Genomic DNA, 19,028 nt, shown 5'->3' with positions numbered 1-19,028 from the left:
CATATGAGGGGTGTTCACATGCCCTGCACCACGCATGCGCGGCGCTGGGATACAATACGCCGATAGCATTATTTAGGTTTACAGGGGAGCTGCAATGATAGAGATCGCCGTCAACAACCTCGCGGCCGCAACAGGGGCCCGAACCGTGACGGGAGAAGTCGATCGGGTATGCCGCGGGTGCGTTATCGACTCGCGCCAGGTCGAGGAAGGGACGATTTTCGTCGCCTTTCCCGGTGAAAACGTCGACGGCAATGATTTTGCTTCCCGTGCCGTCCAGTCGGGTGCCGGCGCCGTCGTGATGACGCGTGAGCCCGAGGCCGAGCTGGTCTCGCTGGCGCAGGACAAGGGCTGTGCCATCTTGCTGACCGATGATCCCGAGGAGTTTCTGCTGCGTTTGGCGCACGCGTATCGCCTGGAGCTTGGCTGCCTGGTCGTTGGCATTACCGGTTCCATCGGCAAGACGACGACCAAGGACGTTCTCGCCGCTGTGCTCGCCAAGCGCTATCGTGTCTGGGCCACCAAGGGCAATTTCAATAACCTGATCGGCATGCCGCTCACGGTGCTTTCCGCTCCGGCCGATACCGAGGTCCTGGTGCTCGAGATGGGCATGAATCATTTCCACGAGATCGAGCGCCTGTCCCAGTCCGCCAATCCCAACCTTGCCATCGTGAGCAAGATCGGCACCTCTCATATCGGCATTTTGGGCAGCCGCGAGAACATCGCCCGCGCTAAGGCCGAGATTGTCCAGGGCATGTGCGCCGCCGGCGACTATTTGCCGCTGCTGGTTTTGGGCGGCGAGGACGATTTTACGCCGTTCATTCGCGATACGTTCGCCCAGCCTGCTGGTATCGACGTGATGCTGGCCGGTGTCTCTGACGATGATGAGGTCCGCGCCCGCGACGTTCGCGTTGATGACGAGGGCCGTCCGGTCTTTACGCTCGATTTTGGTCAGGGCGAGACAATCGATACCATGCTTGCCATCCCCGGCGTGCAGTCCGTTCCTAATGCCGTTAAGGCCGCCGCGGTTGCCTATCGCCTGGGCGTGACGCCCGAGCAGATCGATGCTGCCTTTAGGGGTCTTACGATCACCGGGCACCGCCAGGAGATCAAGCGCGCCAAGAGCGGTGCACGCATCATCGACGATTCCTATAACGCCAGCGCCGAATCGATGGCAGCCGGCCTCGATCTGCTGTGCTCGCTTTCATGCACGGGGTCTCGCATGGCGATCCTGGGCGAGATGGGCGAGATGGGCGATGAGGCTCCTCGCATGCATGAGCTCGTGGGCGCCTATGCCGCCGCCAAGAAGCTCGACATGCTGGCGTGCGTGGGTGGTGAGCTGGCCCAGCTTATGGCCGATGCCGCGCGCATGATGGGCATGGACGAGGACCGCATCCAGGTGTTCTCCGATTATCAGCAGGTGCTCGACCGCATGGGCGGCGCGCTTGAAAAACATGATGTTGTACTGGTCAAGGGTTCCCGCTTTGTTGAGCTCGACCGCTTTGTGGAAGGTGTGTGCTAGCCCATGTTCGGCAATCCCTCGTATCCAACGTATCAGGCTTTTTTGGGGCTTGGCATCGCCGCAGCCATTGCGCTGCTGCTCATGCCGTGGTGGATTAAGCTGCTCAAGGTCGAGGGTATCGGCCAGCAGGTTCGTGCCGACGGCCCCAAGCGTCATTTGGTTAAGCAGGGAACGCCCACCATGGGTGGCGTTGTCATCCTCGTCGCGATCTCGCTGACCTGCCTGCTGATGGGCAAGCTCACCACCGAGCTCGTGCTCGTGCTGCTCGCCACGCTGGCGACCGGCGTGCTGGGCCTGATCGACGATCTGACCTCCGTTACGCATGGGCGCTCGCTCGGTCTGACGCCGCATGCCAAGATGATCGGCCTAACCATTATCTGTGTCACCTTTACGGTGCTTGCCGTCAACTGGTGCGGCGTCGCCCCCGAGATTCGTTTTCCCGGCGGCCTGACGATCGACCTTGGCGTGCTTTCGACCACCATCTGCGGCCTTTCGTTCCCGTGGCTCTATATTGTCTTTTGCTGGCTGATGATCGCTGGTCTTTCCAATGCCGTGAACCTGACCGATGGCCTTGACGGTCTTGCTGGCGGCACCTCCATGATTGCCATGCTCGCCATGGCTGCCATGGCGTTTTTGCACGGAGACGTGAACCTGTCCATCTTCTGCACCGCGTGTGCCGGTGCCTGCTTGGGCTTTCTGTGGTTCAACTGCTATCCGGCGAGCATCTTTATGGGCGATACCGGCTCGCTTGCTCTGGGCGCCGCGTTTGCCTGTACGTCCATCATGACTAACACCGAGGTCGTCTCCCTCATCATCGGCGGCCTGTTTATCGTTGAGACTCTGTCGGTCATGATTCAGGTTGTCTACTTCCACTTTACGCACAAGCGCGTCTTCCTTATGGCGCCCATCCATCATCATTTCGAAAAGAAGGGCTGGGCCGAGACCAAGGTCGTCATCCGTTTTTGGATTATCGCTGCGGCCTTTGGTGCCGTTGGCCTTGCTCTGTTCTTCCAGTTGGGATAGTGGTCTTTCATGCCTCTTGCTGATGTCTTTAGCCTGCTCGTTTTGGGTCAGGGCAAATCCGGTCTCGATGTCGCCCGCTGGGCGCTGGCACATCCAGAGCGCGTAAGCGCCGTTACCGTGTATGGCGGCGGCACCTCTGAGCCCAATGACGCCACGCGTGCGCTCGAGGCTGCTGGCGCGTCGTTTGTCTATGGGACCGAACAGGTCGAGGGCGCCTATGACGTATGCGTGACGTGCCCGGGCATCTCGGAGTTCTCGGGCTTCTTTAAGGCCGGGCGCGAGCATGCCGCCCAGATTATGGGTGAGCCCGAGTTTGCCTATCGCCTGTCGCCCGATAACTGGATTGCCATCACGGGCACCAACGGCAAGACGACCACCACGTCGCTGACTGATTATCTGCTCAAGGCTGCCGGCGAGGCCAGCGTAGCCGTCGGCAACATCGGCGAGCCGCCGGTCAACGAGATTGACGGACGAGCCCACAACGAGTGGTTTGTGGCTGAGCTCTCGAGCTATCAGATTGCTACGACCACCGAGCTCCACCCTCGCGTGGCGGTGCTGCTCAACATCACTCCCGACCACTTGGGCTGGCATAAGAGCCATAAGAACTATGCGCTTGCCAAGATCAAGCTGTTTGACAATATGGTCGATGACGATCTGGTGGTTGTCGACGTCGAAGACGCCGGCATTCACGAGTTCGATGAGTACATCTATACGCCGGGTCGCCGCATCTGCAAGGTCGCTTTTGACGAGCCCGAGGGTGCAGATGCCGCCTTTGTGCGCGACGGCAAAATGGTCGTGCGCCTAAAGGGCGTCGAGACTCAGCTTGTCGCCACGTCCGAGCTCAAGATCTCGGGCCATCACAATGTCATCAATGCCTTATGTGCCGCCACGGCTGCTCTGGCCGTCGGTGCCGATGTCGATGGTGTCCGCCGCGGTCTGGCCTCGTTCCAGCCGCTCGAGCATCGCGTGGAGCCGTGCGGCGAGATTGACGGTGTGCGCTACGTCAACGATTCCAAGGCGACCAACACCGACGCGGTCGAGAAGGCGCTGACGGCATTTCCCGATGACGACGTGATCTTGCTGCTCGGCGGCCACGATAAGGGCACGCCGCTCACGGACTTCGCGCGCGTTGTTATGGATAACGTGCGCTCGGTCGTCTGCTTTGGCGATGCGCGCGAGCGCTTCACCGCCGCTATGGACGAGGCCGATGTCGATGGCGATGTGGATATCGCCCAGGCGGATGACCTACGCGATGCCGTGGACGTTGCTCGTTCGCTGTCGAGCCGTGGCGACGTGATCTTACTTTCTCCTGCCTGCTCTTCGTTCGATGAGTTCTCGGGCTATGAGGAGCGCGGCCGCGTGTTTAAGGACTATGTGGCCCAGCTTGCCGCTGCAGCGAAATCGCAAATGGAATAGGGGTTGCCGGTGAGAGAGGAGAGCCCCCGACAAGGTATGAGGAGGCCCGACTCGGACCGTGCTTCCTCGCGGCGTAGCACACCGCGTTCCGGTCGCGGCGGGCAGTCGTTTAGCGAACGCTATATTGCCGGCGTTCCCGCCCGCATCATGCGCCCCCGTCTGATATTCATGGCCTGTCTGTTTATCTTGGTGTGTTTTGGCCTGCTGATGGTGTACTCGGCGTCTTCGGTCGAGGCGCTGCACGAGAATGGCTCAGCGACGTTTTTTCTGGGTCGACAGGCTGCGTTTGCCGTGGTCGGTGTTCTGGCGCTGATTGCCATCGTGCGCGTTTTGCCGGACAGCTGGTTTGGGGAGGATGTGCTCAGGATCTTCCTCATAGGCATGATAGGGCTACTGTTTCTGGTGTTCTTGGTGGGCAGCGGCAGCCGTGGCGCCACGCGCTGGCTCAACATCGCCGGCATTCAGTTCCAGCCTTCCGAGTTTTTAAAGCCATTTGCCATTGCGTATTCGGCCATCATGCTTGATCGCTTTTTTTCGCCCGGTGGCAACATCAACGAATTCCTTCGCAAGATGGGCATCTACCTGGGCATTCCGCTCTTTCTGATCTTTATCCAGCCCGATTTCGGTACCGTCCTGATCATCCTGCTGACCCTCATGTGCATGGCGTTGTTTGCGGGTCTCGACCCCAAATTTATCATCGGCGTGATAATCTTCGGCATTCTCGTGATCGTGATTGCGCTTGTTGCAGAGCCGTACCGTATGGTGCGTATTCAGGTTGCCTTGAACCCTTGGGCCGACGAGTATGGTGACGGCTATCAGGCCACGCTTGCCATCATGGCCTTTGCCTCGGGCGGTCTGTTCGGCCGTGGCATCGGCAACTCAACCATGAAGTACTCGTATCTGCCCGAGGCGCACAATGACTACATCCTGGCCATCATTGGCGAGGAAGTCGGTTTTGTCGGAACCGTGCTGTTCTTCTTGGTGTTTGCGATGCTGATCTACTCGGCGTTTCGCATTGCCGAGCAGGCGACCGATCGTCGGGGCGCGCTCATGGCGTCTGGCTCCGCGGTCATTCTCGCGGTGCAGTTTTTGATCAATGCGCTGGGCATCCTCAACGTGTTTCCCATGACGGGCAAACCGTTGCCGTTTATTAGCTACGGCGGTTCGTCGATTATTGTGTCGCTTATGCTTGCCGGTCTGATCCTGCGCGTTTCGTACGAGAGCGCCCGTCGCGATGAGTACGACCGTCGCCGCGAGAGCTTTGCCGTTATGGATGAGAGTACCGCCGGCGTGCCCCACGTACGCGGCGAGCGATCTTCGCGTAACGGCTTTACCGTTCTGGATGGCTCTGCGACCGAGCCGGCAGCCCGTCCGCGTCAGCGAACGGCGCCGCAAGGTCGTCCGCAGCGCCCCAGCCCTCGCAGCGCGGGCGGCGGATATAATCGAATCGATTTGAACTCGGACCCGTCGGCGCGTTTGCGCACCGACGACCAGGGACCGCGTGTACGAAGGGACTACCATGACCGATAAGATGACCGTTGCTATTGCAGCCGGCGGCACGGCAGGACACATTAACCCCGCGCTCGCTTTGGCCGAGGAGCTGCATGACCGTGGCCACCACGTTGTGTTCGTGGGCCAGTCGCGCAAGCTCGAGGGTCGTCTGGTCCCCGAGGCTGGGTTTGATTTTGTGCCCATTACGGTCACGGGCTTCGACCGCTCCCGTCCCTGGACGGCGCTGACCTCGCTGTGGCGTGTCAACAAGGCCAAGCGTGCGCTCGCCAGTCATTTCTCAAAGGTCGGCAAGCCCGATGCTGCCATCGGTTTTGGTGCCTATGTCGAGGTTCCGCTGCTGGGGTGGTGCAAGGGCGCAGGCGTTCCGTATCTGCTACATGAGCAGAACTCTGTTCCGGGCCTGGCCAACAAGATGATGAACTCCCACGCCGCTCGCGTGTGCATCTCGGTGCCGGCAGCGCGCTCGGTCTTTGAGCGCGAAGGTGACCCTGACCACGTGCTCATGACCGGCAACCCCGTACGTCGCTCGGTGATCGAGGGCGATCGCGCTCGCGGCCGCAAGGCACTTGGCGTTCCCGAGGACGCTACGCTGCTGCTCGTCTTTGGCGGTTCACTCGGCGCCCAGCACCTCAACGAGCGCGTGGCTTCGCTCAAAAACGAGCTGCTTTCGCGCAAGAACCTCTATGTGTTGCATTCGACGGGTGCCGACGGCTTTGAGGAGACCGAGCGCGCTTTGGCGCTGACGCTCGAGGAGGCGAAGCGTTACCGCGTCCAGCCTTACATCGACAACATGGGCGACATGCTGGCTGCTGCCGATTTGGTGCTATCGCGTTCGGGAGCATCGAGCGTGGCCGAGATCGCTGCGCTCGCCGTGCCTTCGGTGCTCGTGCCGTACCCGCATGCGACGGCCGACCACCAAACCACCAATGCCCGTTATCTGGTCGACGCCGGGGCCGGCGTGCTCTGCGCCGATGCCGATATCGACGGTTCTGCCTTTGCCGATGAGCTGCTGCACCTGGTCGATGACGCGGCGGCGCGCGACGCCATGCGTCAGGCGGCGCGTGGTCTGGCTCAGGATAGAGCCGCCGCTCTTCTGGCGGATGCAGTAGAGGGTTTGCGTTAGTTAGACGGGATATCTTCGGTCGCCCTCGCGCTGATGCGGTAGGTGCGGTACAGTTAACGGGTTACAGGCAGTGTTTACGCAAGGAGTACACGAGCACATGGCTGATTCCCAGACTGCAACCTCCGCGCCCGAGTTTAAGAGCGCCCACTTTATCGGTATCGGCGGCGCCGGCATGAGCGGCATCGCCCTCGTTCTGCACGAGCGCGGTTATGCCGTTACCGGCTCCGACCTTAAGACGTCACGTTATATCCGCCAGCTTACCCGCGCTGGTGTGAAGGTGCATGTGGGCCATGAGGCCGCCACGATCGACGAGGTCAAGCCCGACGTGGTTGTTGTCTCCACCGCTATTCCGGAGTCCAACCCTGAACTCGTGCGCGCTCGCGAGCTTGGTATTCCCGTGTGGCCCCGTGCCAAGATGCTCTCTGCTTTGGGTCACGGCTACACCACCGTCGCTGTTGCCGGCACGCATGGCAAGACCACCACGTCTTCGATGTGTGCCACCATGCTCGACCGCATGGGTCTGGATCCGAGCTTCCTGATCGGTGGCATCGTCGAGGGCTATGACACGAACGGCAAGAACGGCTCGGGCGACTACTTTGTCGCCGAGGCCGACGAGTCCGACAGCTCCTTCCTGTTCCTGAACCCCAACGTAGTCATTGTGACCAACGTCGAGGCCGACCACCTCGATCACTACTCGGGTATCGAGGAGATCGAGGCAACTTTCGCCAAATTCATGAGCCTGGTGGGCGAGGACGGCACCGTCATCGTCTGCGGTGAGGACCCGCATCTGGTCGAGCTCGCCAAGTCGACGGGCCGTCACGTGCTTTCCTACGGCTTTGCCGAGAGCAACGACATCGTCTGCATGCACCCGGATGTCAAGGGCATCCAGAGTGACTTTATCGTTCGCTTTGAGGACGGCACTGAGCGCGCTGTGGAGATCAAGAGCAATCCCGGTCGCCACAACATGCTCAACGCCACGGCGGTGCTCACCGTCGCCCATGTCCTGGGCCTTGACATCGACGCCGCCGCCAAGGCGCTCTCGAGCTTTGAGGGCGTCCGCCGTCGCTTTACCCACGTGGGCGATATCAATGGCATCACCGTGGTCGATGATTACGGCCATCACCCCACCGAGATCAAGGCGACGCTTGCTGCCGCTTCGTCGCTGGGTTACAAGCACGTCGACGTCGTGTTCCAGCCGCACCGCTATTCGCGCCTGCAGGCCCTGTGCGAGGACTTTGCCGATGCATTTGCCAATGCCGATAAACTGCTGCTGATTGATGTGTTCTCGGCTGGCGAGATGCCCATTCCGGGTGTCACCTCTAAGATGCTCGCCGATACCGTGCGCGCCAAGCATCCTGGCAAGGAGGTCGTGTACTGCTCCAGCCGTCTTGAGCTCAATCAGGAGCTCGAGCAGATGGTGGGCGAGGGCGACCTGCTGCTCACCATGGGTGCCGGCGACGTTACGACCGTCGGTCCCGAGTTCATTGAGTATCTGACTGCCAAGAAAGACGCTTAAGTCTAATGGGTCTGTTTAACGCCGTCATGGCGCTCTCGGGCATGATCGACACGGATGTGATCGAGGACGAGCGCCTTGCGCGTCATACGAGCTATCGTATCGGCGGCAAGGCCGACCTCTTTGTGACGTGCCATAGCTATCATGCCCTCCGCCGCGCCGTGGCGGTGCTCGATCGCGAGCAGGTGCCGTGGGTCATCATCGGCAAGGGCTCCAATCTGCTGGTTGCCGATGGCGGTTATCGCGGTGCCGTCATTTCGCTCGGACGTGAGTTCCAGCGCACGGTTGTTGCCGATGACGGTTGTACGCTGACGGTCGGTGCGGGCGTGATGTTTGCGCGCCTGGTCAACGATGCCCTGTCGCGTAGCCTCTCGGGCCTTGAGTTTGCCGTTGGCATTCCTGGTTCGGTCGGCGGTGCGATATCTATGAATGCCGGCACGCGGACCGAGTGGATTGGCTCGCTGGTTGAGGATGTCGTAACGTTTGACCCGGCATCCGGTATCAAGCATTATGCGGGGTCCGAGATCTCTTGGGGCTACCGCGAATGTAGCCTTCCCCGCAATGAGATCATCCTCGAGTGCGTGCTCAAGCTTAAACCGGCGCCCAAGGCCGACATTCGCGAGCGCATGGAGCGGTACCTTACAAGGCGCAAGCGTACGCAGCCCATGGGTCGCGCATCCTGCGGGTCTGTCTTTCGCAACCCGCCCGATGCGAGTGTGGGCAAGCTTATCGAGGATTGTGGATTAAAGGGTTTTTCGATTGGCGGCGCGGAAGTTTCGCCCGTTCACGCTAATTTTATCGTTAATAACGGAACTGCCACGGCCGATGACGTTGCCGCGGTTATCAGACATGTGCACGGAAAGGTGAGGGAGGCGTATGGCATCGAGCTCAGACCGGAAGTTAAATTCCTCGGCTTCTAGAGCATCGAAACCCACCTTCCGCCGCGCCGGAGGGCGTTCCGGCGCGCCTGCCAAACCTCAACGCAATACCGTCGCGCACTCTAAGTCTGTCAGGCATGCTCGACAGACCAGTCGTCCGGTCGTCGGCTCGCAGCTCGGTAATCGTCCGGCCGCAAAAAAGTCCTCGCGTCCCTCGGTGACGTCAAAGCCTGTTATGGGCGCCAAGCCTGCCCGTCCCATGGCAGCTCCCAAGCCCTCGACGGGAACTAAAGCGGCGCGTCCAGGTCTCACGCTGGGCGCATCGAAACCGCGCTCGCTGACATCGGTGCCGGCTACCGCCAAGAAGCCTTCGAGTAAAAAAGGTTTCAACCCGTTATCTTCACTTGGAGCGATGGCAAATAAAACATCAGATGCCGCTTCTGTCGTTACAGGCAAAGGCAAAATCGTGGGCGGCGTTCTGGCCGTCTTGGCCGTGCTCGTCGTCGTTGCCATCGTGGTGATCAACTCTGGACTGTTTACTGCCACTGATATTCAGATTCAAGGCAGCGAGCATGTGACGAAGCACGATGCTATCCAGCTGATCGACTTGCCCGAGGGAACGTCGCTTTTTAACGTCGATCCCGACCAGATTACCGAGGATCTCAAGCAGAACCCGTGGGTTTCGGGCGTGGATGTCCAGCGCCAGTTTCCCCATACGCTTATCATCACGCCGACGGAGCGTAAAGTTATCGCCATTGCGTATATCAGCTCCGACGACCTTGCCTGGGCTATCGGAGACGATGACACCTGGATCGCCCCGCTGTCGACGTCGGTCGAAGTGGACGACCAGGGCAACGTCATCACGACAGGGCAGGGCTCAAATACCTTGACCGGAATCGATGCCGCGCTGGCGCTCGCCAAGCATTATGGCGCGGTGTTATTGACTGATGTCTCGGCGGATGTCGCTCCGGTTTCCGGCCAGGCGGTGAACTCCAAAGCCGTTAAGGCCGGCCTGGATTATGTGCGTGGTTTTTCGAGCGAGTTCTTGGGACAAGTCAAGGATATTTCCACGCCTTCGGTCGAAGCCATCTCGGCAAACCTCAATAACGGCATTGAGGTGTCGCTGGGCGATTCGGACGATATCGCCAAGAAGGAACGCGTAGTCACCAAGTTGCTTTCGCAGGTAGAGGGCGTAACGTATATCAATGTGCGCTCTCCGGGCAACTACACATTTAGGAATGCTCCGACCTCGTAGCGCTGGTTGATGCTTTGTTGAGGGGCCATACCACGCCGTTTATCTGGTTTGTTTGGTTTTCACGGTCAATTATTTGACTGATACGTTCATAATGTGCAAACATAATACGGTTTACCTTTGCATTTACTTTCAACCTGAAGGTTAATGTGCGCAGGGGTCGACCCATGCTATGGCTATAACCTTTGTTCGGAGGACCGACATGCACGAGACAGAGATCAACAACTACCTTGCCGTCATTAAGGTGGTCGGCGTCGGCGGCGGCGGTACCAACGCGGTCAATCGAATGATCGAAGAGGGCATCCGCGGCGTCGAGTTTGTTGCCATCAACACCGATGCTCAGGCACTCGCGATCTCTGATGCCGATATCAAGGTGCACATCGGCACCGACCTTACCCGCGGCCTGGGCGCCGGCGCCAATCCCGAGGTTGGCCGCAAGGCTGCCGATGAGTCCCGCGACGACATCGCCGAGGCGCTCGCTGGCGCCGACATGGTGTTTATCACCTGCGGCGAGGGCGGCGGCACCGGTACCGGCGCTGCTCCCATCGTTGCCGATATCGCGATGAACGAGGTCGGCGCACTGACCGTCGCCGTCGTGACCAAGCCCTTCACCTTCGAGGGCCGCAAGCGTAAGAAGAGCGCCGAGGAGGGCATCAAGACCCTCTCCGATTGCGTCGACACCATGATCGTCATTCCTAACGATAAGCTGCTCGACATCGCCGAGAAGAAGACCACCATGCTCGAGGCCTTCGCGATTGCCGATGGCGTCCTTTCCCAGGGCACCCAGGGCATCACCGACCTCATCACCGTCCCCGGTATCATTAACCTGGACTTCGCCGATGTTAAGACCATCATGAAGCAGGCCGGTACCGCCATGATGGGTATCGGTACCTCTTCTGGGGATACTCGTGCCGTCGACGCTGCCCAGCAGGCCATCTCCAGCCCGCTGCTCGAGAGCTCCATCGATGGTGCCACGCGCGTGCTGCTCTCCATCGCCGGTTCCAAGGACCTGGGCATCCAGGAGATCAGCGACGCCGCCGACGTTGTCGCCAACGCCGTCGACCCCGAGGCCAACATCATCTTCGGTACCGTTGTCGACGAGTCCCTGGGCGATCAGGTGCGTATCACCGTCATCGCTACGGGCTTCTCCGACTCCAACGTCAACCGTCAGGATGAGCTCTTTGCTGCTCAGCAGTCTCAGAGCAAGGCCGCTGCCTCCGCTGAGCCGCAGCGCACCGCCCCGGCTGCCAGCCCGGCTCAGGCAGCTCCGACCCGCAACGTCGGTGGTACCGAGCTGCCCAACTTTGGCAACGACCAGTTCGAGCTTCCCGACTTCCTGAAGCGCGGTAGCTTCTAGTTCGTTTTTCTCAACGACCTGCACGGGGTGTGTCCATTTGGATGCACCCCGTTTTGTTTCTCGTTTGTAAACGAAAGCCTCCAATCTCCTTACGTTCCCTTTACGTTTGGTCCCTACCGCTGCGGGTATCCTTTTAAGGAAGTATGACAGCCGTATAAACGCGGACTGCGCGGCGACGCCGCGGTACTTGTGTTATTAGGAGGCTTTAGTATGGCAGCACGTGCGGACAACGTTTCGCGTGTCGACCATGATGGAGTTACGTTGGTGGAGGGCGCGACATCCGATGTCCGCTTTGCCTTTACCGAGCGCACCGGTGGCGTTTCTGAAGATGCGTACTCCTCGCTCAACCTGGGCTCGCATGTAGGCGATGACCCCTTTGCTGTTCAAGAAAATCGTCGTCGAGCGCTCGAAGCTATGGGCGCCACTGAGTGTGAGCATAATCTGCTCGTGCCCAATCAGGTACATGGTGACCATATCGTTACGGTGACTTCGAACGGTGCCGACGATCTTGAGGCTGTTCGCGAGCAGATTGCCGAGGGCTGCGATGCCATCGTCTGTACGGCTCATGACGTGCCCGTGCTGCTCTGCTTTGCCGACTGCGTTCCCGTGGTGCTGGTGGCCCCTGGCGGATTTGCCGTGGTGCACTCCGGTTGGAAGGGCACGATTGCACGTATTTCTGCCAAGGCGTGCCAGGCGCTTTGCGATGCTGCCGGCTGCGATGCGAGCGACGTTTCCGCCTATATCGGCCCCCATATCTTGGCTGACGAATATGAGGTATCCCAGGAACTCATGGACCGCTTTGCCGCCGAGTTTTCGTGCATCGATGCGGGCGCTTCTCGCATGCTCGATCTATCTGCCGCCATTCGTGAGGCGTTGGTAGATATCGGTGTGGACGCGGATAATATCGTGGATACCCAGCTTTCGACTGTGCGTCAGAACGACCGCTTTTATTCCTACCGTAACGAGGACGGCACCTGTGGGCGCCATGCTGCGATCGGCGTGATGCTATGAGAAAGATCGTATCGGTCCTGAGCGCCGCTGTGCTTACGCTTACGCTGTGCGCCTGTTCTTCGGGATCTTCTACCTCTTCCATTACCGTGGCCGGCTCCACGACCTGCCTTCCTATCGCCGAGATTGCGGCAGAGGGCTTTAAGGAGGAGACCGGCATCGACGTGCTCGTTTCCGGTTTGGGCTCTTCCGCTGGCATCGAAGCCGTCAGCGCTGGCACGGCCGATATCGCCAGCTCCTCCCGTGGACTCAATGCCGACGAACAGGATCTGGGCCTGACTCCCATCGTCATTGCCCACGACGGTATCGCGGTCATCGTGAACGACGATAACCCGGTCGATAACCTCTCGACCGAGCAGCTCCGCGATATCTATGCCGGCAAGATTACTAATTGGAAAGAGGTCGGTGGCGAGGACCTGAAGATTCAGGTCATCAACCGAGACGAGGCGTCTGGCACGCGTGAAGCATTCCGCACCATCGTGATGGACGGCACCCCGTTCGATCGCCGCTCCGCCGTTCTTTCGGGCACGGGCCAGGTGCGCGACGTGGTATCTCGTTCGCGCGGTGCCATTGGCTACATTTCGCTGGGCTTTGTCGATAGCCTCAACGCCAAGACCTCGGTCAAGGCCGTCTCGGTCAATCATGTTGAGGCGTCCGAGAAGACGGTCGCGAGCGGCGGCTATCCCATCTCACGCGACCTTTACTTCTTTGTGAAGGGTGCGCCTTCGCAGCAGGCGCAGGATTACATCGACTATGTGACGTCCGAAAAGATGGACAAGCAGATTCGCGAGGCGGGCTTTATCCCCGTCACCAACGACGAGAAGGGGAGTGAGTAGCATGGAAGCACAGGAAAACTCCCAGACTGAGCGGAATGTTCAGACGCCCAAGAAGCGCGAGCTGGCGCTCGTATCGCGCAGTACCTATATCAAGGAGAAGGCGCTGCAGTGGATCTTCTTTGCCTGCGCGTTCTTGGCGGTCGTTACCGTCATCCTGATTTTTGTCTTTACCACGTACTCGGCGCTGCCCGTCTTTACCGACATCGGTCTGGCGGACTTCTTTAGCTTTACGTGGGCGCCCTCTGAGGGTCACTACGGCATCGTGTCGCTGCTTGCCGGCTCGGGTCTGGTGACCGTCGGTGCACTCGCCATGGGTGTGCCCCTAGGCGTGGGCACGGCCGTGTATCTGGTCGAGATCGCCAGCAAGCGCGTGCGCAAGCTCATCAGCCCTGCCGTTGACCTGTTGGCCGGCATCCCTTCTATCATCTATGGCTTCTTTGGCATGATCATCATCCGCCCGTTTATCGCACAACTGACCGGCGGTCTTGGTTTTGGCGCGCTGACGGCGTGGTTCGTGCTCGCCATTATGATCGTGCCCACCATCACGACGCTTACCATCGATGCTCTCAATTCCATTCCCATGGGCATTCGCGAGGCATCGTATGCCATGGGCGCCACCAAGTGGCAGACTATCTATAAGGTCGTGTTACCTGCCGCCAAGCTGGGTATCGTGGATGCCATCGTGCTGGGTATGGGCCGTGCCATCGGCGAGACCATGGCCGTGCTCATGGTCGTGGGTAACGCCCCGGTTATTCCCGACAGCATTGCGAGCCCCATCTCGACGCTCACGAGCCAGATTGCGCTCGACATGAGCTATTCCTCGGGTCTGCATCGCTCGGCGCTGTTCGGCATGGGCGTGGTCCTGTTTATCATTTCCGCCACGCTGGTGGGCATCGTCCGCCTGGTTTCCAAGAAGAAGAGGGGGTAGGCTATGTCCGATTCCGTTGACACGACGGTCGATACGACCTCGTCGCGCGAGCGCATCAAGCGTGCCCTTTCCCACGGCAAGAAGGGTCGCATCAACAAGGACCTGTCCAACAAGATCATGCTCGGCGTATTCCGCGCGGCTGCCTACATCACCACGCTGGTGCTGGTCGCTATCATTGCCTATGTGGTCATTAACGGCCTGCCGCATATCTCGCTCGACTTTATCTTCGGTTGGCCCCAGGGCGTCAACGCCGAGGGCGGTATTTGGCCCACGATCGTCTCGACCGTCTATGTGACGGCGCTCGCCATGCTTATCTGCACGCCGATCGCTGTGCTGGCAGCCGTCTATCTGGCCGAGTACGCCAAGCAGGGCAAGATCGTCGAGCTCATTCGCTACGCTGCTGACGCTTTGGCCTCGGTGCCCTCCATCGTTATGGGCCTGTTTGGCTACGCCTTGTTTGTCGAGGCTATGGGTCTGGGCCTTTCGATGGTCTCGGCCGCTCTGGCGCTTGCGCTCTTGATGCTTCCCATCGTCATGCGCACCACCGAAGAGGCCATTCGCGCCGTTCCGCGCTATATCCGTTGGGGCGCGTATGGCCTGGGCGCCACCAAGTGGCAGGTTGTCTCCAAGATCGTGCTTCCTTCTGCCTTTGGCCGTATTGCCACGGGCATTGTCCTTGCCATCGGCCGTGCCATTGGCGAGACCGCCGTGGTGCTCTACACCATGGGCCAGGCCATCAATCTACCTATCTCGCCGCTCGATTCCGGCCGCCCCATGACCGTTCACCTGTACCTGCTTGCCAACGACGGCATCAACATGAACGCAGCCTACGGCACCGCGCTCTTGCTGATGGTGATCATTCTGGCCTTCAACCTGTTTGCGCGCTTCCTGTCGCGCAAGCGTCGCTAGTTAAGGAGTCCCATGTCCGTTTATCAGTCCGCTCCCACGCTGGAGCAAGCGGCCATTACGGCCAAGGATTTCAACTTTTGGTACGGTGACTTTCATGCGCTGACGGGGCTCGACCTCAACATCGCCAAAAACGCCATCACCTCCTTCATTGGCCCTTCGGGCTGCGGCAAGTCGACGTTTTTGCGCTGCATCAACCGCATGAATGACCTGATCGAGGGTACGCGCGTCGAGGGCACCATGACGCTCGACGGCAACGATATCTATGCCGAGGGCGTCGACCCGGTCGACCTCCGTCGCCGCGTGGGCATGATTTTTCAGCAGCCCAACCCGTTTCCCAAATCCATCTACGAGAATGTCGCCTTTGGCCCTCGTCTGCAGGGCGTGACTAGCAAAAGCGACCTCGATGACATCGTGGAAGAATCGCTCAAGCGCGCCAACCTCTGGAAAGAGGTATCCAATCAGCTCAACAAGGATGGTTTGGCGCTCTCGGGCGGTCAGCAGCAGCGTCTGTGCATCGCGCGCGTGCTTGCGGTGCAACCCGATGTCCTCCTGATGGACGAGCCCTGCTCCGCCATCGACCCCACGTCCGTCTCTAAGGTCGAGGATTTGATGGCCGAGCTGGCGCCCGAGATGACGATCATCATCGTCACGCATTCAATGCAGCAGGCAGCTCGTATCAGCGACTACACCGCATTCTTCTTGCAGGAAGTTGCCGGTGAGCCTGCCACGCTCATCGAGTATGGTCAAACCGACGCGATCTTCACCAGCCCGGTGGACTCGCGGACGGAAGACTATATCACCGGCCGCTTTGGCTGATCGGTGCGACTAGTCCCAAGCCGATCGGACCTGGTCCGGTGCGTATTCACTGTGCGGGCGGCATGACCGCACCCAACTGATTGGAGTGAACCATGCGTAAACTGTTTTCCCGTCAGCTCATCGAGGCCCGCCACGAGATGCTGAGCATCTACGAGGCCGTCGATCTGGCCCTCCACGATGCCGTTAAGGCCTATGTGACCGACGACCGCAAGCTCGCCACCAAGACCAAGAAGCGCACGCTTTCGATTGACGCACGCTGCGCCAACCTGGAGGCCGTCTGCTACAACCTGATTGCCACGCAGTCACCGGTCGCCTCCGACTTCCGCCTGCTTCAGACGATCATCTACGTCGACTTTAACCTGCAACGCATGACCGATAAGGTCCGTCAGATCTGCCGTGCCACGCGTCATATGATCAAGGCCGACATCTCGCTGCCCAAGGAGCTTGTCGGCACGGTCGAGGCCGAGGCTGAGGCCGTCTACCAGGTGCTGGGCTCTTCGCTTTCTGCGCTCGTCACCAACGACATGTCCATCATCTGCAACTTGGCCGTCGAGGACGAGCCAGTGCACGCCGCCTACGAGAAGTTCTTCCGCACCTTTAACCGTATGGATACGGGCGACTTTATGGACGACGACAGCAACTATGACGACCTGCGCCGCGCCATCATGGTTTCGCGCTACCTCGATCGCATCGCCTCGATTTCCATCGATGCCGCCTGCCGCCTGACCTTCCTGCTGACTGGTCAGCGCATGAATGCCGGCGATATCGCCCGCACGGACGAGGACGAGCTCGAGAGCATGCGCGTGCCTTCGGGCGAGGGCGTCATCATGAGGCCCGCCGTCGATGCGCGCTACGTTGCCAAGGTGCCCGTTAACGAGGTCAGCGAGGGACTTCGCTACCTGCTCGATCATCTTGAGGACGAGGACGATGACGAGGACGACGAGGAGTAAGTAATCCCGTTCGTCGAAAGATTGTAAATACCTAAGTGAGCGCGGCCTTGCACATGCGGGGCCGCGCTCTTGCGTTAGCATGGGACTACTTGTTTGGCCGTCAGCGGAGGCGATTGGCAATGGATAACTATTTGGACTTGATGCGCGCTCGCCGCGAGCAGATTCTGGAACGTTTTTATGCGGCGCTCGATCGCGCAGGCCGTCCCCACGACGCCGCGAGCCTCATTGCCGTGTCCAAGACCGTTGGTGTCGATGAGACCGTTGCCGCCATCCAGGCGGGGTATCGCCATTTTGCCGAGAACCGCCCGCAGGAGCTGGTTCGCAAGCTCACGGGTCTGGCGGAGCATCCGGAGCTGCCCGAGGTGCGCTTCGATATGATCGGCAACCTGCAGACCAATAAGATCAATGCGGTGCTGGGCTCAGCCGAGCTGATTCACTCGGTGGGTTCGCTGCATCTGGCGCAGGCGATCTCGAGCCGTGCTGTCCGCAAGATTGAGGCAGGCGAGCTCGCCGGCCCCCAGCGTGTGCTCATTGAGGTCAATGTGAGTGGTGAGGAGTCGAAGGGAGGCTTTTCGCCCGATGAGATTCGCGCCGCCGCGGGTGAGCTTGCGGAACTTGAGGGAATTTGCGTGCAGGGGCTTATGACTATGGCGCCCCGGGGGAATAAGGATGTGGCACGCCGCACCTTTGCGGGGCTTCGTGAGCTGAGGGATGAGCTGGAGGCGGCGCATCCCGATTTGAACCTGCCTGAGCTTTCCTGCGGCATGAGCGAGGACTTTGAGCCTGCCCTTGAGGAGGGCTCTACGCTCGTTCGCCTGGGCAGGGTAGTATTTAGCCCGGAGTTTGCAGTAAAATAAGGCTCTGAAGTGCGCACTGATTATCGGGGCGCCTGCACTAAACCGCGAGAGGACACAACCATGGGCTTCCTTGACGAGATTAAAAATAAGATGCACCTGGGCGGCCAGCAGGGTTACGACCAGGGTTATGGCCAGGACGACGACTACGGCTACGATGACGGCTATGACGATAGTTATCAGGGCAACGGCTACGGCGGTGCTTCGGGCGAGGGCTTCTACACCCAAGACGAGCCGAGCAACGGCCTGCTTGGTCAGACGCGCCGCGGTGAAGCTGAGTCGGTTGCCGTGTATACGCGCTCCGGTCAGCTGGTCGGCGATGACTCCCGCCATGCCACGACGTATAACCCGCCTTCGCGCTCGCAGGACAGCGTTGCGAGCGGTTATCGTCCTGGTGCCTATGACACGCCGTCGAGCTACGCCGAGAACACCCGCGCCCGTGCCGCCGCTGCACCCGCGCCTGCACCGAGCGATGCCTCGGCCTATGCGAGCAATATCATCAACGCCACGCCGCAGCTGCCGGCCTATGTCCTGCGCCCCGAGAGCTATGACGACGTGGAGACCGTGGTGCGCCGCGTTCGCACCAAGCAGCCTGTCGCACTGATTTTTGTGGGCGTACGCACCGAAGTTGCCAAGCGCGTCTTGGACTTCTCTTACGGCTTTGCCTGCGGTCTGGGCGCCACGGTCAAGGAGGTGGGCGACCGCGTGTTCATGGTGCTGCCCGCCGGTTGCGAGGTCAAAGATTCCGATCTCAAGAAGCTTCGTGCCGACGGCTACCTTAAGTAAAGACAAGACGAGGAGATTCCCATCAACATCTACACTATCGTCCAGCTGGTCAACACGCTGTTCAACTTCTATTCCACGCTCATTGTCGTCTACTGCTTTATGACGTGGATTCCCATGAAGCAGGGTGGTTTGCTTCAGGATATTGCTGCGGTGCTCGATAGCGTGTGCGGTCCGTGGCTCAACCTGTTCCGTCGTTTCATCCCGCCGATGGGCGGTATCGATTTTTCGCCGGTCGTTGCGATTATTGCGTTGCAGTTGGTGCAGAGGCTGGTTCTGCAGCTTCTTATAGGTATACTCGTATAGAACTGACTTAGTAACTTACGTCGGGCGTGTAGCGCCGAGGCGATG

Annotated in this window: 18 protein-coding genes; all 18 read left to right on the top strand. The window is 59.8% G+C overall.

The window, feature by feature from the left end; translation table 11 throughout:
• The first annotated feature begins 94 nt into the window (after positions 1–94).
• On the top strand, positions 95–1,519 hold the full coding sequence (gene murF, locus DW037_RS05005) for a UDP-N-acetylmuramoyl-tripeptide--D-alanyl-D-alanine ligase (protein WP_117584228.1): 1,425 nt from the start codon (positions 95–97) through the stop codon (positions 1,517–1,519).
• A 3-nt stretch (positions 1,520–1,522) separates the two neighbouring features.
• Positions 1,523–2,542 (top strand): phospho-N-acetylmuramoyl-pentapeptide-transferase, encoded by a 1,020-nt coding sequence (mraY, locus tag DW037_RS05000; RefSeq protein WP_006234262.1) that lies wholly within the window; start codon positions 1,523–1,525, stop codon positions 2,540–2,542.
• Positions 2,543–2,551: 9 nt separating this feature from the next.
• Positions 2,552–3,958 (top strand): UDP-N-acetylmuramoyl-L-alanine--D-glutamate ligase, encoded by a 1,407-nt coding sequence (gene murD / locus DW037_RS04995; protein WP_089571580.1) that lies wholly within the window; start codon positions 2,552–2,554, stop codon positions 3,956–3,958.
• Between the two features lie 36 nt (positions 3,959–3,994).
• Positions 3,995–5,488: a putative lipid II flippase FtsW gene (gene ftsW, locus DW037_RS04990; protein ID WP_055251664.1), complete on the top strand. Its 1,494-nt coding sequence runs from the start codon at positions 3,995–3,997 to the stop codon at positions 5,486–5,488.
• Positions 5,478–6,593 (top strand): undecaprenyldiphospho-muramoylpentapeptide beta-N-acetylglucosaminyltransferase, encoded by a 1,116-nt coding sequence (murG, locus tag DW037_RS04985; protein WP_117584227.1) that lies wholly within the window; start codon positions 5,478–5,480, stop codon positions 6,591–6,593. The genes ftsW and murG overlap by 11 nt, the downstream gene beginning before the upstream one ends.
• 97 nt (positions 6,594–6,690) lie before the next feature.
• On the top strand, positions 6,691–8,109 hold the full coding sequence (gene murC / locus DW037_RS04980) for a UDP-N-acetylmuramate--L-alanine ligase (protein ID WP_117584226.1): 1,419 nt from the start codon (positions 6,691–6,693) through the stop codon (positions 8,107–8,109).
• Positions 8,110–8,114: 5 nt separating this feature from the next.
• Positions 8,115–9,026, top strand: coding sequence for a UDP-N-acetylmuramate dehydrogenase (gene murB, locus DW037_RS04975; RefSeq protein WP_117584225.1), 912 nt, complete (start codon positions 8,115–8,117; stop codon positions 9,024–9,026).
• 424 nt (positions 9,027–9,450) lie between these two features.
• On the top strand, positions 9,451–10,239 hold the full coding sequence (locus DW037_RS04970) for a cell division protein FtsQ/DivIB (RefSeq protein WP_231501570.1): 789 nt from the start codon (positions 9,451–9,453) through the stop codon (positions 10,237–10,239).
• A 199-nt stretch (positions 10,240–10,438) separates the two neighbouring features.
• The gene (ftsZ, locus tag DW037_RS04965; protein WP_055251674.1) at positions 10,439–11,593 is read left to right on the top strand and encodes a cell division protein FtsZ; all 1,155 of its coding nucleotides are present in this window, start codon (positions 10,439–10,441) and stop codon (positions 11,591–11,593) included.
• A 210-nt stretch (positions 11,594–11,803) separates the two neighbouring features.
• On the top strand, positions 11,804–12,604 hold the full coding sequence (locus tag DW037_RS04960) for a polyphenol oxidase family protein (protein ID WP_117584224.1): 801 nt from the start codon (positions 11,804–11,806) through the stop codon (positions 12,602–12,604).
• Positions 12,601–13,437 (top strand): phosphate ABC transporter substrate-binding protein, encoded by an 837-nt coding sequence (locus DW037_RS04955; RefSeq protein WP_099431531.1) that lies wholly within the window; start codon positions 12,601–12,603, stop codon positions 13,435–13,437. The genes DW037_RS04960 and DW037_RS04955 overlap by 4 nt, the downstream gene beginning before the upstream one ends.
• A 1-nt stretch (position 13,438) precedes the next feature.
• Positions 13,439–14,365, top strand: a complete 927-nt coding sequence (pstC, locus tag DW037_RS04950) for a phosphate ABC transporter permease subunit PstC (protein WP_117584223.1) — start codon at positions 13,439–13,441, stop codon at positions 14,363–14,365.
• A 3-nt stretch (positions 14,366–14,368) separates the two neighbouring features.
• Entirely contained in the window at positions 14,369–15,274 is a 906-nt protein-coding gene (pstA, locus tag DW037_RS04945) for a phosphate ABC transporter permease PstA (RefSeq protein WP_055251684.1), read from the top strand.
• A 12-nt stretch (positions 15,275–15,286) separates the two neighbouring features.
• Entirely contained in the window at positions 15,287–16,090 is an 804-nt protein-coding gene (gene pstB / locus DW037_RS04940) for a phosphate ABC transporter ATP-binding protein PstB (RefSeq protein ID WP_089571588.1), read from the top strand.
• A gap of 92 nt (positions 16,091–16,182) precedes the next feature.
• The gene (locus DW037_RS04935) at positions 16,183–17,040 is read left to right on the top strand and encodes a PhoU domain-containing protein (RefSeq protein WP_117584222.1); all 858 of its coding nucleotides are present in this window, start codon (positions 16,183–16,185) and stop codon (positions 17,038–17,040) included.
• Positions 17,041–17,159: 119 nt separating this feature from the next.
• On the top strand, positions 17,160–17,897 hold the full coding sequence (locus tag DW037_RS04930) for a YggS family pyridoxal phosphate-dependent enzyme (RefSeq protein WP_117584221.1): 738 nt from the start codon (positions 17,160–17,162) through the stop codon (positions 17,895–17,897).
• 60 nt (positions 17,898–17,957) lie between these two features.
• Positions 17,958–18,680, top strand: a complete 723-nt coding sequence (locus DW037_RS04925) for a cell division protein SepF (RefSeq protein ID WP_089571591.1) — start codon at positions 17,958–17,960, stop codon at positions 18,678–18,680.
• 15 nt (positions 18,681–18,695) lie between these two features.
• Positions 18,696–18,983 (top strand): YggT family protein, encoded by a 288-nt coding sequence (locus DW037_RS04920; protein ID WP_040358293.1) that lies wholly within the window; start codon positions 18,696–18,698, stop codon positions 18,981–18,983.
• Positions 18,984–19,028 lie beyond the last annotated feature (45 nt).

This window comes from Collinsella sp. AF39-11AT (assembly GCF_003474585.1).
GTDB lineage: Bacteria > Actinomycetota > Coriobacteriia > Coriobacteriales > Coriobacteriaceae > Collinsella.
The sequence above is the reverse complement of the archived record's forward strand: the minus strand, read 5'-3'. Positions and strand labels throughout refer to the sequence as shown.